We start from the raw sequence: 14,050 nt of genomic DNA, 5'->3' as shown, positions 1-14,050 counted from the left end.
CGGCAGGGCCGGTCAGGCGCCGGGCGGCAGTCGGAAGTCGAAGACCGAGGAGTCGAACGCCGCGTACTCGTCGTAGCCGAGGAGCTCGTACAGGCGTGAGCGCGTCATCATGCCCGGCAGCAGAGACTCCTGCGTCCCCTCGGCGGCGATCGTGCGCAACCCGTTCTCGACGGCGCCCATCGCCGTGCGCAGCAGCGTCACCGGGTAGAGGGCGATGTTGTAGCCGAGCGATTCGAGGGTCGGTGCGTCGAGCAGCGGGGTCTTGCCGAACTCGGTCAGGTTCGCGAGGAGGGGGACGTCCACGGCTTTGCGGAACGCCTCGTACTCGGAGACGTCCGCCAGTGCCTCCGGGAAGATCGCATCGGCTCCCGCGTCCACGTACGCCTTCGCCCTGTCGACCGCCGCATCCAGGCCCTCGACCGAGCGGGCGTCGGTGCGGGCCATGAGCAGGAAGTCCGGGTCGCGGCGGGCGTCGACGGCGCCGCGCAGCCGCTTGGCCATCTCCTCGCGCGGCGTGATCGTCTTGCCGTCGAGGTGGCCGCAGCGCTTGGGGTTGACCTGGTCCTCCAGGTGCAGGCCCGCGAGACCCGCGTCTTCGAGCAGTTGCACCGTGCGGGCGGCGTTCATGGGTTCGCCGAATCCGGTGTCGGCGTCGATGAGGACCGGCAGATCGGTGACGCGGGTGGTCTGCGCCGCGCGTGCCGCGATCTCGACATTGGTGGTCAGCCCGATGTCCGGCAGACCGAGGTCCGCGGCCATCACCGCGCCGGAGAGGTAGACGGCGTCGAAGCCGGTGTCCTGGATGAGGCGGGCGGAGAGCGGGCTGATGGCGCCGGGCATGCGCAGCAGCCGTCCGGAGGCGAGCTGTTCGCGGAAGGAGCGGCGGCGCTCCTGCGGTGTCGTACGGGTGTGGAGCAGCATCAGAACAGACCCTTCGGGAGCTTCGCGTCGTACGCGGCGACGGCTTCCAGGTCCACAGCCGGGAAGAGTCCGTCGAGGTCCACCGCTCCGAGGTCGGCGAGGTGTTCGGCGGTGGACAGGAAGCGGTCCTGGTCGGTGGCGGTGACGATGCCCTCGGCGAGGGTGCGGAACTTGCCCTGGTAGGAGGGGCGGTCGAAGGGGCGGGCACCGGCCGGGTGGGCGTCGGCGACACCCAGCTCGTCCTCGATCACCGTGCCGTCGGTGAGGGTGATGACCGCGCGCCCCCCGAAGGCGCGGCTCTGCGGGTCGGGGTCGTGGTAGCGACGGGTCCACTCCGGGTCCTCGACCGTGGTGATCTTCTGCCACAGCGCAACGGTCTCGGGGCGCCGGGCGCGCTCGGGCGCGTAGGAACGCTCGTGGTGCCAGGTGCCGTCCTCCAGGGCGACGGCGAAGATGTACGGCACCGAGTGGTCGAGGGTCTCGCGGCTGGCGTCCGGGTCGTACTTCTGCGGGTCGTTCGCACCCGAGCCGATCACGTGGTGGGTGTGGTGGCTGGTGTGCAGCACGATCGAGCGCACCTTGTCGAGCGGGCCGGCCTTGTCACGCAGGCGCAGGGCCAGATCGATGATCGCCTGTGCCTGGTACTCGGCCGAGTGCTCCTTGGTGTACGTGTCCAGGATCGCGCGGCACGGCTCGCCCCGCTCCGGGAGCAGGACGGTGTAGTCGGAGCCGGCGCCGTCCAGCATCCAGGCGAGAAAGCCGTCCTCGCCCTCGTAGATCGGCGACGGGGACGACTCGCCGCGCATCGCCCGGTCGACAGCCTCGATCGCGGCCTTGCCCGCGAAGGCCGGGGCGAACGCCTTCCAGCTGCTGATCTCGCCCTTGCGGGACTGGCGGGTCGCGGTCGTGGTGTGCACGGCCTGCTGGATCGCCTGGTGGACCGTCTCGGTCGGCAGCCGCAGCATCGCGCCGAGCCCGCCCGCAGTGGCGGCGCTGAGGTGGGCGACGTGGTCGATGCGGTGGGCGTGCAGGCAGATGCCCTTCACCAGGGCCACGTGGATCTCGTACGCGGCGACGATGCCGCGCAACAGGTCGGCACCGGTGCGCCCGGTGTGCTGGGCGACCGCGAGCAGCGGCGGGATGTTGTCGCCCGGGTGGGAGTAGTCGGCAGCCAGGTAGGTGTCGTGGAAGTCGAGTTCACGGACAGCAGTGCCGTTCGCCCAGGCCGCCCACTCGGGCGATACGCGGACGCGGCTGCCGAACACGGAGGCTCCCGGCGCGGTGGCGCGGTGGGCGCTCGCCTGGGCGCGGGCGACCGCGACCGGACGCCGGGTCAGGGAGGCGACGGCGACCGAGGCGTTGTCGATCACACGGTTGACGGCCATGGCGACGCTGCCCGAATCGAGCTCGTCGGTGGCGGTGGCGACGGCGGCCAGCTTCCAGGCCAGCTGGTCCTCGCGGGGCAGGCGGTCGGAGCTGGGGTGGACGCGGACTCGGTGCTCGATCACGTGGCTCCTCACGGTGGGGCGGTGGATGTCCGCCCTGGTACGGACGCGCTCGCCACAACGGGCGGCGGCAGCGGCGGGACGGGGACGCCCCTGCCGATGAGGTGATCCTGCCCGCTGCGCCGGCGAGGGACCACCGACCGAAGCTGTGGAATCCGTACAGGCCACGACGGAGAATCTGCGAATTCTGCGAATAAGGCGGATGCTAGATTCGCAACAACGAGCCCGTTCAGGAATCCGCACGAACAGGAGGCGCGGCCATGCCCCGCCGTCCCACCGAGCACAAGATCTACGCCCACGCGAAGCTGCGCCGGCTGCGGCGCGAGGCGGGCATGAACCAGGTGGACATGGCTCGTGCGCTCGGTATCTCGACGAGTTACGCCAACCAGATCGAGCAGAGTCAGCGCCCGCTGACGGCCTCCGTGCTGCTGCGCGTGGCGGAGGTCTTCGGGGTCGCTCCGGAGTACTTCTCCGGCGCCGACGAGGACCGCCTGGCCACGGATCTGCGGACTGCGCTGGCTGACGAGGCGTGCGGCGCCCCGCCCCCGCCGATCGAGGAGATCGCCGAAGCGGTCCGTGACCACCCGGAGGTGGCGCGCGCCCTGGTGACCCTGCACCGCCGCTATCGTGACGCCGCCGCACAGGCGGCGGCGCTCGGCACCCCGGACCAGGGCTCGACGAACCCGGCCGCGGCGGTGCCGTCCGCCGAACCGCACGACGACGTGCGGGACTTCTTCTACGCCCACCACAACCACTTCGCTCCGCTCGACGCCGCCGCCGAGGAGCTGGCCGGGGAGATGGAGCTGCGGCCAGGGCAGATCGCGGGGCCGTTGGCCGTACGTCTTTCGATGCGGCACGGTCTGAAGGTGGTGCAGGCGGCTCCGGGCCGTGCGACCGACACCCGCCGTCTTGACCGCAATTCCGGTCTGCTGTTCCTGTCACCGTGGCTGAGTGACGGGCAGCGGGCTTTCCAGCTCGCCACCCAGCTCGCGCTCATCGAGCACGAGCCGCTCCTCGGCCATCTGATCGACAGGGCGGGTGAGTTGGGATCGCCGGACGCATCGGCCTTGGCTCGCATCGGTCTCGCGAACTACTTCGCGGGCGCGCTGCTGATGCCGTACGCGGCGTTCCACCGGGCGGCGGAGGACAGCGGCTACGACATCGAACTGCTCGCGGCGCGCTTCGGAGTCGGCTTCGAGACGGTCTGCCACCGGCTGAGCACACTGCAACGGTCAGGGCGGCGCGGGGTCCCGTTCTCGTTCCTGCGGGTCGACCGAGCCGGGAACATCTCCAAGCGGCAGTCCGCCACCGACTTCCACTTCTCCCGACTCGGCGGCACCTGCCCGCTGTGGACGGTGTACGAGGCATTCTCCGCTCCCGGCCGGGTCCTCACCCAGGTCGCCGAGATGCCGGACGGAAAAAGGCACTTCTGGATCGCCCGCACCGTCACGCGCGGCGGCCACGGGCATCACGCGCCGCGCGCCGAGTTCGCCGTCGCGCTCGGCTGCGAGCTGCGCCACGCCCATCGGCTGGTCTACGCGGCAGGCGTCGCACTCGATGATCCACGGGCCGCCACACCGATCGGGCTCGGCTGCCGGATCTGTGAACGCCGGGACTGTGCCCAGCGGGCCCGCCCCCCGGCCGGCGGGCGGCTGTCGGTCGACGCGGACCGGCGCACGTACGTGCCGTATCCCGTGGAGGGACAGGGAGACTGAGGCCCCCGGCCATTGCTCCGTGCCGCGCGTCCCCTGTCTCGCGTGTCCCGCGCCCGTATCCCGTGCCCCGGAAGGACTCTGTCGTGACCTGCCGTGCCTGGTTCGTCTCTCCCGCCATGAACGCCTCGCTTCGGCAAGCCCGGTTCGACGACGGAGCCCCGCTCGATCCGACGGGCCGTGAGACCGCAGGCGCCGCCGCCGAGTCACTGCCCGTGCCCGCCTTGGCCGTCGTCTCCAGGAGCCGGCGCTGCCGTGAGACAGCCGAGCTGCTGGGGCTGACCTCACCTGTCTCACCGGACGAGTTGGCCGCACCGGACACGGGACTCTGGCGCGGCAGAACTCTGGCCGAGGTGAGCGAGAGCTCGCCGCAGGACATCGCCCGGTGGCTCTCGGATCCCGAATTCCCCGCCGGGGGCGGGGAGTCGGTGGCCGAGGTCTGCGCGCGCGTGTCACGGTGGCTCGACGCGACGGCTGCGGGCAGCGGACTCGTGATCGCCGTTGTGGAGCCAGAGCTGGTGCGCGCTGCTGTCGTGCACGCGCTGGGCTCACCCTTGTCCGGTTTCTGGCGCTGCGATGTGACCCCACTGACGGTCACCGAGCTGAGCGGCCGTAGCGGACGCTGGAACGTGCGCTGCGGCCGGCCCCTCACCCCACCCGGCTCTGCCGTCGGTACACGCGATCAGGACGAGCCGTCCCGGTAGCGGTGCAACAGAGCCGCCAGGGCGCAGCGCGGACAGTCGGCGTCAGCGGCGCCCCGCCCCTCGTGGGGTGATGTGGAACAGGCAGCCGTCGTGCAGTCGCCCACCAGCTCCTCCAGCTCCTCAAGAAGGCGCCGGGTCCGCTTGGCCTGCTGGGCCAGCACCCGCACCTTGGCGCTCTGGCCGCCGATCTGCCGTCGGCTCGCAAGGAGGTGCTCGTACTCCTCCATGGTCAGGGCGACCGCCTCGCGGCCGCCGAGGACGATGTGTCGGGGTTGTAGTTGTCTGCCCACTCGGCTCCTCGCTTCGTCGCCGGACCAGTGGTGCCTGGATGAACGCGAGAGGGCCCACGCATGGTTCCGCGGGCCCTCTCGTTCGACGCGATCGGCTCGATCTCCTCGCCGGATCGGCCGGTTCAGTTCCCTGCCGGGATCGCCTGACCGACCGCGGCGGGCCGGGGATTGAGCAGGCGCTCGGCCAACTCGCCGAAGAGCAGGCCGAATCCGGTCCACAGCGTGATCTGGATGGCGAGGGCGGAGAGCCGGAAGCGCCAGAGCACGGCGGCCGGGAAGTGCTCAGGCACCTCGTTGATCACGGGCAGGAACTGGAAGGCCAGTCCGATGACGACGGCGAAGCCGAGGACCGCGGTCACGGTGGCCCACCAGGTGCCCAGGCGCGGCGCCAGTCGCTTGCCGAGGATGGTCGCCGCGACCGCGAGGAGAATGCTGAGGACCATCATCAGGAAGTACAGGGTGGTCCGCTTGCCGATGGTGTCGGGATTGCCGACGGCGGGCGGGTTGGCCGGGTACTTCAGGAACGGCACGACATACACGGCGACCAGGGCGCAGCCGGACAGCAGCAGCGCGGTCGCGCGCGGACCGAAGCGGCCCACGCGGCCGAGTGCGTAGCAGTAGGCGAGCGCCGCGATTCCGCCGAAGGCGACCCCGTAGACGAGGACGCCAGTGGCGAGACCGGCCGTGGACTGGAGGCTGCGCGAGACGAGTTCGACCTCGTCACCGTGCGAGTGGCCGGCGTGGGCCTCCTCGAAGCCGATCGCCTTGTCGACCATCGGCTCACCGAGCCAGTAGGCGATGACCAGGGCCAGCACGCCGGCCGCGAGACCGGCGAGCATCCCGCGAACGAGCAGGTTGCGTACAGTTGTTGAGTTCATGAGCGCGCGACGTCCCTCTGGGTCAGTGGCAGGGGAAGCCGAGCAGGTGGCGGGCGTCGTGCACCCACTCGTGGACGTCCGCTCCATTGAACACCGAGGTGGCGCCCTGTTCGGCGCCGACGAAGTAGAGCAGGACCAGCATCAGGATGCCGAAGAACACGGCCCACGGGGCTATGGCCTTCAGGGGGAGCGTGGCCGGTACGGCCGGTGTGGTGGCGGTCGGCTGGGCGACGTGCTGCGCCATGGCAGGGCCTCCTTCGGGAGTTCGCGTCCCGTCTCGGTGGTGCACAGGGACGACAGCCACGGGTCTGACTCACGGGACGCGAACGACGTCCCATATCACAGTGGCGCGACCGTGCCGGGTTCTCACCGGCTTCCGTCGACCGTCGTCGATAACAAGGAGACATTACCGCCTGTCGCGTGCATGGCCAAGTCTGCGGAGACCCGACGGCGGCACGAACCTTACCGGCGCTCGGAAGCGCGCTTTGCGGGCAGCCCTTCGGAACGTGGTGAGCACCGCCGGTCCCGCGAGCAGCACGCACACGAAGTTGGTGACGGCGCGCCCTGTGTCCCAGCCCAAGGAGGTGGCGAGGTCGAACGCCACGTATCGGTGCCACTGCTCGGTGAACGGCAAGCCTGGCAGGTAGGCGATGGAACTGTTGGGATCCAGGGAGAACGGCCAGAACGACAAATTGAGCAGGAAGCCGAAGAGGTAGCCGGACAGGGATCCGTAGACAGCGAGCAGCAGCACTTCGCGACGGCCCGTCGCACGCGGCAGGAATCCGGCGAGCATGCCGACGAACGCGCAGCCGAACATCTGGTACGGCATCCATGGACCCACGCCTCCGGTGATGAGCGCGGACGCGAACAGCGAGGTGCAGCCGAGGGTGAAGCCGAAGCCGGGGCCGTAGACGCGGCCTGCGAGGACGAGGACGAAGAAGACGGTCTCGATGCCGGCGGTGCCCGCGCCGAGCGGGCGCAGGGCCGCGTTGACCGCGGACAGAACGCCGAGCATTGCCAGGGCTTTGGAGTCGATACCGCCCTCGGCGATCTCGGACAGCACGACGCACAGGATCAGGGCGAGGAGAACCCCGAAGATCAGCGGGGGTGCGTAATTCGACCCGAAGGTGCCCGGTGCGACGACGAAGGGCCAGAAGAACGCGACGACGCCGAGAAAGGCCGCCATCGCGATGACGAGGCCGACGCGGGGCGAGAGGCGGATGGCGGGCGCGGGCTTCTTGGCAGGCTCGGACAGACGTCCCCGCCGCGAGGTCAGCCGGGCCGCGCCCGAACGCCGACTCTGCGGGGGCGTGGCGGCTGCCCGGCCTTCTCCGCCCGGGCTCGGTTCCGGCGCGCCCGGACGTCCTTGAACAGGTGGCGGTGTGCTCACGGCCGGCCCTCCGCGTCGGTCCTGGCATCGAGCACGGCCGTGACCTGGTCGACGGTGAGGAACGGCAACGGCGCGAGGATCTTCGCCGTCTGGGGCGCGAAGACCGGTGAGGCGACAATGACATCCGCGGTGGGGCCGTCGGCGACGATGTCGCCCTCGGCCATGACCACGACCCGGTCGGCGGCGCGGGCGGCGAACTCCACGTCATGCGTGGAGACGACCACGGTGTGCCCTTCTGCGGCCAACGCATCAACAATGCCGATCAGTTGGGTCTTGGCCCGGTAGTCGAGACCGCGAGTCGGCTCGTCCAGGAGCAGCACCTCGGGGGCGGCGGTGAGCTGGATGGCCAAGACCAGCGCGAGCTTCTGGCCCTCCGACAGGTCGCGTGGGTGGGTGGCGTCGTGGATGCCGGGCGCGAGGCGGTCGAGGAGTGTCCGCGCGTGCACGGCGGTCGCCGATTCGGCGTCCGCCTGGTCGAGTTCCTGCTTGACGCTCTCCAAATACAGGAGGTCCGCCGGTGTCTGGGGGACGAGACCGACGAGTCGGCGCGCACGTGCGGCGGGAAGGTCGTGCGGGTCCGCCGTCGCCGCGCCCTGCGTGACGTCGACCGTGCCGGAGTGGCGCGGGCCCGCGCCTTGCAGCGTCCACAGCAGGGACGACTTGCCGGAGCCGTTGCGTCCCATCAGCGCGGTCACCTCGCCCGCGCGCAGGGCGAGATCGACCTCGCGGACCGCCGGCACGCCCTGGTAGGCGACGGTGACCTTGCGGGCGTCGAGCAAGGTGGCCCGCCCGGCGTCGGACGACGGGCGTACGGGGGGCGGGAGACGGCCCGCGAGCCGGGCGCGCAGCGGGGCGGCCCCACGGCGCGCGTCGCGGACGGACAGGGGCAGCGGACTCCAGCCGGCCGCGCGGCCGAGGTCGACGATGGGTGGCGCAATCGTCGACGTACTGAGGACCTCGGCGGGCTCGCCGATGCGGACCCGGCCGTCGCCGGGCAGGTGGAGGACGCGATCGGCGTACTGGACCACGCGCTCCAGACGGTGTTCGGCCATGAGCACGGTGACGCCGAGGTCGTGGACGAGACGGGTCACCGCGGCCAGGACTTCGTCGGCGGCGGTCGGATCGAGAGCCGAGGTCGGCTCGTCCAGGACCAGGACCCGGGGGTGGGCGGTCAGTACGGAGCCGATGGCGACGCGCTGCTGCTGGCCGCCGGAGAGTTCGTGCAGCGCGCGGTGGCGCAGGTCGGCCAGGCCCAGCAGGTCGAGGGTCTCCTCGACGCGCTTGCGCATGGTCGCGGCCGGGATCGCCAACTGCTCCATGGCGTAGGCGAGTTCCTCCTCGACGGTGTCGGTGACGAAGCCGTCGAGCGGATCCTGGCCCACGACGCCGACGACATCGGCGAGTTCACGGGGCGGGTGGTGCGCCGTATCACGGCCGTCGACGGTGACGCGGCCGTACAGGGTGCCGCCGGTGAAGTGCGGGACGAGGCCGTTGACGGCGCCGAGGAGGGTGGACTTGCCAACGCCGGTGTGACCGACGACGAGACACAACTCCCCTTCTTCCACCACGAGGTTCACGTCGCAAAGAGCCGGGGCGGGTGCGTCGTCGTACTGGATGGTGACTTGCTCGAAGGTGATCACGCTTCGCCGGCTTTCGGTGCGATGAGGTGCGGTGCGTGTGCCGCATGCGGCTTACGCGGCACGGTGGGCGGCGGGGCGAGGAAGCCCGCAGTGCCCGCCAGGAGGATCGCCAGGGTCGGCACCAGCGGCAGGTCCGGCCACGTGAGCGGGTAGAAAGTGGGATTCAGTTGAGCCGCGTCGTAGCCGAGGTTGCCGAAGAGCAGGACGGCGGCGACCACGCCGCTGCCCGCGACCAGCCACTCCGCCGTGCGCCAGGGATCGGGCCGGTAGGTGGTGCGGGTGACGCGCCGCCCGCCGAGCCGCAGTCCGGCGAGGCACAGCGCCGCGCCCACCCCCATCGCGGGGAAGCCGAGGAGGGCGGGGGTGCTCGCGTCGAGCAGTCCGTACGCTCCCGCGCACAGGCCGCACATACCGAGGAGCATCAGCGCTCCGGTGATCCGGCGCGAGCGGCGGGTCGCGGTCCCGGCACGCCCGTACCCTCGCGAGTCCATGGCCGCGGCAAGGCGCAGTGAGCGCTCCAGCGCGTCCTCCAGTACCGGGACGACGATGCCTCGCAGGGCCCGCAGCCCGCGCATGCGCCCCGCCCGCAACTTCCGTGCGCGCACGACCCGTTGGACGCTCTGGACGAGCTGTGGGGCGACGCTGATAGCGACGGTCACAGCGACACCCAGTTCGTGCAGGGCCCCCGGCAGGATGCGCAGCGCCCGCTTCGGGTTCGCGAGGGTGTTGGCCGCGCCGATGCAGCAGAGCATGCACGCCAGCCGCAGTCCGTCCGTGGCAGAGGACAGGACAGCCTCCAGCGACACCGGGCCGCCGATCTGGATGCCGGCGTACCAGTCGGGCGTCGGGATGTGCGGCAGGGAGAACAGGAAGTGGTCGCGCGGGGTGATGCCGGTGGCGAACACGGCGCGGAAGACGACGCGGATCGCGACGACCGTGAGCGCCAGGTACAGGTAGTACTTGAAGCCGCGTGCCCACGGCGCTGTCGTGCGCCGCGCCGTGACCACGTAGCCGAGCACGGCAAGGACGAGAAACAGCAGCAGCGGGTTGTTGGTACGGCTGACCGCCGTGGCCAGGGCGAGCGCCCAGATCCACCAGGCCAGCGGGTGCAGGGTGCGGGGCAGGCGGCGGCCGCCGCGGTCCGGCGCCGGGCCGGTACGGGCGGCTGTCGCCTCCATCGCGGTTCGTGCCACTGTGCTCACTCGTGCGGTCTGCGGCGGGCGGAGTACCATGCCGCGCCCCCGATCAGCACGACGAGAGCGGCGCCCACGATCACCGGCAGCACTGACCCCGAGTCGTGCGTGGCGTCGGCCGTCGGTTCCGCGTCGAGGACCGGTGTCTTCTTGCCCTTCGCGCCGGACGCCAACGCGGTCGAGTCCGAAGGCGTTGGTGTGGGCGACGTGGACGGTGTCGGTGACTCGCTCCGCTCAGGTGATTTGGAAGTCTTCGGCCTTTTCGGGTGCTCAGCGCTCGACGGCGACTTCGTACTCTCCTGCGCGACGGGCTGCTCGGGGGCTGGGCCCGTGTCCACGTTCGGCGGCAGCTTGGACGCCTTGGCCGTCGAGGCGGGTCGGCCCGCGCCGCTGGGCCTGGTGTTGTGGGCGCGCAGCTGGTCAGGCGTGACCGTCGGACGTCCCTTGGTGCCCTCGATGTTGGTGCCACCGAAGATCCACAGGTCGACGCTGCCGGGCTTGGGCTTGTAGAGCATGGCTCCGAGCTGGCTGTACTCCCAGTCATTGTCACCGGGGTTCGCGTGCCAGTACGACCAGTAGGCGGAGGCGGGCGGCGTGAGCACGCAGTCGTCCTGGGAGGCTGGCGGGAACTGCTTGCCGTTCTTGTAACCGCTGAAGCCGATGCGGCAGATGAACGCCGGACCGTCGTGGCCGGTGCCGGTGGTGCGCCAGCCGCCCTGGTTCAGCAGTTCGTAGCCGGTCGTCGGCGTGGAGCCGCAGGCCCGGTAGATGGGCCCGCCCCAGTGGCTGAAGTCGACCGCGAGCACGGCACCCGAGCTGGTCGTGCACTGCCCCATGGCCCGCGGGTCGGCACCGGCCCCGGACGTGCTGACGCCGAGCGCTGCGACGGTCAGGCCCAGCACGGCGGACAGCCTGGCCAGCGCGCGGGTGATCCGTCCGGTCGTTTTCATCGGTCCTCCCCCGAGATCACTGCTGACGCCACAGTCGCGCGGCGCCGGGCGACCACGACGGTGCGCCAGCCGATGGCACTCAACAGGACGGCGAGCGCGGCGAGTACCCCGATCTGGACGCCGGTCGAGGCGAGCACACCGTCACCGGCAGCCTCGCTGCCGCCGCCGGTCGCGTCGACGATGCCGCCGCTGCCCGAGCCCGCGGAGTCCCCGGGCGTGAGGATCTCCGGCGTGCCCCCGCCGGCGCCCGGTGTGGGCTGGGCCGACGTGCCGTCCAGGCTGCGCTCCATCGTGCCGAAGGAGATGCCGGTCGCGCCGCCGACGGCCTGGGTGGAGGCGCGCAGGTCGGAGCCGCGCTGGCCCTCGGCTGCGACGTTGAAGCCGCCGTCCGCGTTCTGCTGCCCGGCGAGGAACTTCAGCGCAGTCTTGATCTCGTTCCCGTAAGACGGCTTGTCGAGGGACAGGCCCTGGACTGCGAGCGCCGCCGAGTTGACGGAGTCGCCCGCTGCACCGGGGAAGCCGCCGTCGTCGAGCTGCTTGGAAGCGATCCACTTCAGCGCCTTGTCGACGGCCTTGTCCGCCTTGTCGCCCCCCGCGAGGTCGAGGGCCATGGCGGCGATCGCGGTGGAGTCGACGTCGGAGTCGCCTGTGGGCGGGATCAGGCTGGGCCAGGCCCCGTTGTCGTTCTGCAGACTCTCCAGGTACGCGATCGGGTCCTGGGCGTTCTTCTCGTCCCCGGCACGCAGTTGCGCCATGATCGCGAGGGACTGGGAGAAGACGGAGGGTGCGTAGGTGTACGCGCCCTTCGCCGCGCACGAACGGTCCGCGCCCTTGCTCGCCTCCGCGCACACCGCCTTGTCGAGGGCCGCGATCAGGTCCTGCCCGGCGAAGTCGCGTGGGTCACGTCCCACAGCTTCGGCGAGCAGCGCGGTCTTGCCGATGGAGCCGCCGCCCGCGTACTGGGTGCCGACGCCCGTCCAGTCGTCGACCGTACGGCCCTCGCCGTCCTTGCCGCCCTTGTCGAGGAAGTCGACGATGCCGCGCAGCTTGCCGTTGTTCAGACCGGTGGCGGCCAGCGCGTAGGCGCCGTCGATCGTCAGGCCGAAGTCGGCGCGTGACGAGCCCGCGCCGGTCGGATAGAACTGCCCCTTCTCGAGCTGGGCGGATCCGGTGAGATAGGCGACGCCCTTCTTCAGGTCGGGGCCCGCGCCGGGTGCCGGGTCGTCGGTGCTGGGGGGGTCGGTCGGCTCCGCCTTCTTCGTGGTGAGCGTCGCGAGGTCGGTGCGGGCGCCCGCGAGGACGGCCACGGGCGTCGCGTAGAGGGTGGGGTCGGTGGCGTCCTGGTCGAACCCGAAGCCGCCGCCCGCCAGTTGGATGCGCGACAGCCAGCCCTCGGCGGCGTTCGCGCGCTGCGTGTCACCGACGGCGCGCAGTGCCTGGGCGGCGTAGGACGTGGCGATCACGTCACCGGTCGTCGAGCCCTGGTATCCGGGGAAGGCGCCATTGTCGAACTGAGCCTTCGCCAGATAGTCGCGCGCCCTTGTGACCGCGTTCTCATGGCCGTCGGCCTTGTGCAGGACGAGCGCGACGAGGCCGGTGGTCCCGGCGTCGCCCTCGCAGTGCTCGCCCGGCTGGATGAGGATGCTGGTGATTCCGCCGTCCTTGCACTGCACCTGGGTGAGCCGGTCGACAGATTCCGGGGCCGGGGTCACGCCCGCCCTCAGCAGCGCGAGAACGGCGCGGGCCTGCTCGTCGGCGTAGCTGATGTTCCGGATGTCGCCCTTCGCGCTGCAGCCTTCGCCCGGGGCACGCCCCGTGCACACGTTCTCGGTGAGGTCGGCGATCAGGTCTCGTCCGCCGAAGGACCGGGGGTCGCCCTCGGTCGACTCGGCGAGGAGGGCGAGCCGCGCGGCGGCGGGTGTCACCAGCGGCTGGTCCGCGCCGCCCGGGGTGACGTAGTCGTTCACGTGCCGCGCGAGGAAGGAGCTGACCTTGTCGACGGTGTCGCTCTTGCCGTCCGCGGCGGCCAGTGCGTACGCGGTCTCGGTCGTGAGCAAGAAGTTCGGGGTGTCGGCGCCGTCGTCGACGACGCGTTCGCCGTCGGTCAGACTGCCCTTGAGCCAGGTGGCGGCGGCCTTGACGTCGACGTCGCCGGGCGCGCCGGTCGGTCCGCCGCTCGGATCGGGGCTCGCGCCACCGGCGGCGCGGACGTCGTCGGGGCTGAAGGTGGGTCTGCCGGTGGTGCCGCCTATGTCGGTTCCGCCGTAGACCCAGGCGTCGACGTCGCCGTCCTTGAGCTTGCGGTCCATCGCGCCGTACTGGCTGTAGGACCAGTCGTCCTGGCCGGCGGAGGCGACCCAGTAGGACCAGTAGGCGGTGGCGGGCGGGGTGAGGACGCAGGCGTCCTTGTCCGGAGTCGGGTACTGCGTACCGGAGTTGAAAGAGCCGAAGCCGATGCGGCAGATGAACGCCGGGCCGTCGTGCTGTGTGCCGGTGGTGGTGAAGCCGCCTTCGTGAAGGAGTTCGTAGCCGGTGGTGGGGCTGGTGTCGCAGCCCCGCTCGACCTGGCCGCCGAACGGGCCGAAGTCGACTGCGACGACGGCCCCCTTGGTGGCCGTGCAGTCACCGACCGCCGCCGCGGCGGAAGGCACGTTCATGAAGAACGCGAGGAACGCGGCGGCCAGAACAGCCCCTGCGGCCACGACGGCGGTGACAAGTCCCAGCCGTCTTCGCGTCGTTGCCGTACTCTCCATGGCTCGCACCACGGCCCCCTCGTCGTGTGGCCGAGGCGGGCGGCGGTAGGAGTGGAGGACGCGCCGCGTCACCGGCGTGCAGAACCGGGCGTCGGAGCGGGTCGCACCACGCCG

12 protein-coding genes are annotated in these 14,050 nt (G+C 71.2%); 2 read left to right on the top strand and 10 right to left on the bottom strand.

The window, feature by feature from the left end; all coding sequences use genetic code 11:
* Window positions 1-12: 12 nt before the first annotated feature.
* The gene (prpB, locus tag ACZ67T_RS32405) at window positions 13-921 is read right to left on the bottom strand and encodes a methylisocitrate lyase (RefSeq protein WP_469988681.1); all 909 of its coding nucleotides are present in this window, start codon (window positions 919-921) and stop codon (window positions 13-15) included.
* The gene (locus ACZ67T_RS32400) at window positions 921-2,429 is read right to left on the bottom strand and encodes an MmgE/PrpD family protein (RefSeq protein WP_469988679.1); all 1,509 of its coding nucleotides are present in this window, start codon (window positions 2,427-2,429) and stop codon (window positions 921-923) included. Before ACZ67T_RS32400 ends, prpB begins: the two co-directional genes overlap by 1 nt.
* A gap of 257 nt (window positions 2,430-2,686) precedes the next feature.
* Here ACZ67T_RS32400 and ACZ67T_RS32395 point away from each other — a divergent pair, with 257 nt between their 5' ends.
* On the top strand, window positions 2,687-4,141 hold the full coding sequence (locus ACZ67T_RS32395) for a short-chain fatty acyl-CoA regulator family protein (RefSeq protein ID WP_469988677.1): 1,455 nt from the start codon (window positions 2,687-2,689) through the stop codon (window positions 4,139-4,141).
* Between the two features lie 83 nt (window positions 4,142-4,224).
* Window positions 4,225-4,842 carry a histidine phosphatase family protein gene (locus tag ACZ67T_RS32390; RefSeq protein ID WP_469988676.1) on the top strand — a complete coding sequence of 206 codons (618 nt, stop codon included), beginning with the start codon at window positions 4,225-4,227 and terminating at the stop codon, window positions 4,840-4,842.
* Here the strand turns inward: ACZ67T_RS32390 and ACZ67T_RS32385 are convergent.
* The 8 genes from ACZ67T_RS32385 to ACZ67T_RS32350 all read right to left on the bottom strand — a co-directional run bounded on the left by ACZ67T_RS32385 (window position 4,821) and on the right by ACZ67T_RS32350 (window position 13,936).
* Complete coding sequence (locus ACZ67T_RS32385) at window positions 4,821-5,132, bottom strand: hypothetical protein (RefSeq protein ID WP_469988674.1); 312 nt, start codon at window positions 5,130-5,132, stop codon at window positions 4,821-4,823. The two genes, ACZ67T_RS32390 and ACZ67T_RS32385, sit on opposite strands and share 22 nt — an antisense overlap.
* A gap of 122 nt (window positions 5,133-5,254) precedes the next feature.
* A complete protein-coding gene (locus ACZ67T_RS32380) occupies window positions 5,255-6,010 on the bottom strand; it encodes a CbtA family protein (protein ID WP_469988672.1) in 756 nt (251 codons plus the stop codon).
* A gap of 22 nt (window positions 6,011-6,032) precedes the next feature.
* Window positions 6,033-6,254, bottom strand: coding sequence for a CbtB domain-containing protein (locus tag ACZ67T_RS32375; protein WP_469988670.1), 222 nt, complete (start codon window positions 6,252-6,254; stop codon window positions 6,033-6,035).
* A gap of 162 nt (window positions 6,255-6,416) precedes the next feature.
* Window positions 6,417-7,196 (bottom strand): ECF transporter S component, encoded by a 780-nt coding sequence (locus ACZ67T_RS32370; RefSeq protein ID WP_469988883.1) that lies wholly within the window; start codon window positions 7,194-7,196, stop codon window positions 6,417-6,419.
* Window positions 7,197-7,396: 200 nt separating this feature from the next.
* Window positions 7,397-9,040: an ABC transporter ATP-binding protein gene (locus ACZ67T_RS32365; protein ID WP_469988668.1), complete on the bottom strand. Its 1,644-nt coding sequence runs from the start codon at window positions 9,038-9,040 to the stop codon at window positions 7,397-7,399.
* On the bottom strand, window positions 9,037-10,218 hold the full coding sequence (locus ACZ67T_RS32360; RefSeq protein ID WP_469988882.1) for an energy-coupling factor transporter transmembrane component T: 1,182 nt from the start codon (window positions 10,216-10,218) through the stop codon (window positions 9,037-9,039). The genes ACZ67T_RS32365 and ACZ67T_RS32360 overlap by 4 nt, the downstream gene beginning before the upstream one ends.
* A 20-nt stretch (window positions 10,219-10,238) precedes the next feature.
* Window positions 10,239-11,183, bottom strand: a complete 945-nt coding sequence (locus ACZ67T_RS32355; RefSeq protein ID WP_469988666.1) for a hypothetical protein — start codon at window positions 11,181-11,183, stop codon at window positions 10,239-10,241.
* Window positions 11,180-13,936 (bottom strand): prenyltransferase/squalene oxidase repeat-containing protein, encoded by a 2,757-nt coding sequence (locus ACZ67T_RS32350; RefSeq protein WP_469988664.1) that lies wholly within the window; start codon window positions 13,934-13,936, stop codon window positions 11,180-11,182. The genes ACZ67T_RS32355 and ACZ67T_RS32350 overlap by 4 nt, the downstream gene beginning before the upstream one ends.
* Window positions 13,937-14,050: the final 114 nt, after the last annotated feature.

Source organism: Streptomyces sp. NPDC107517 (genome assembly GCF_055582645.1).
Note: the sequence above shows the minus strand (reverse complement) of the source record. Positions and strands in the feature narration are given on the sequence as shown.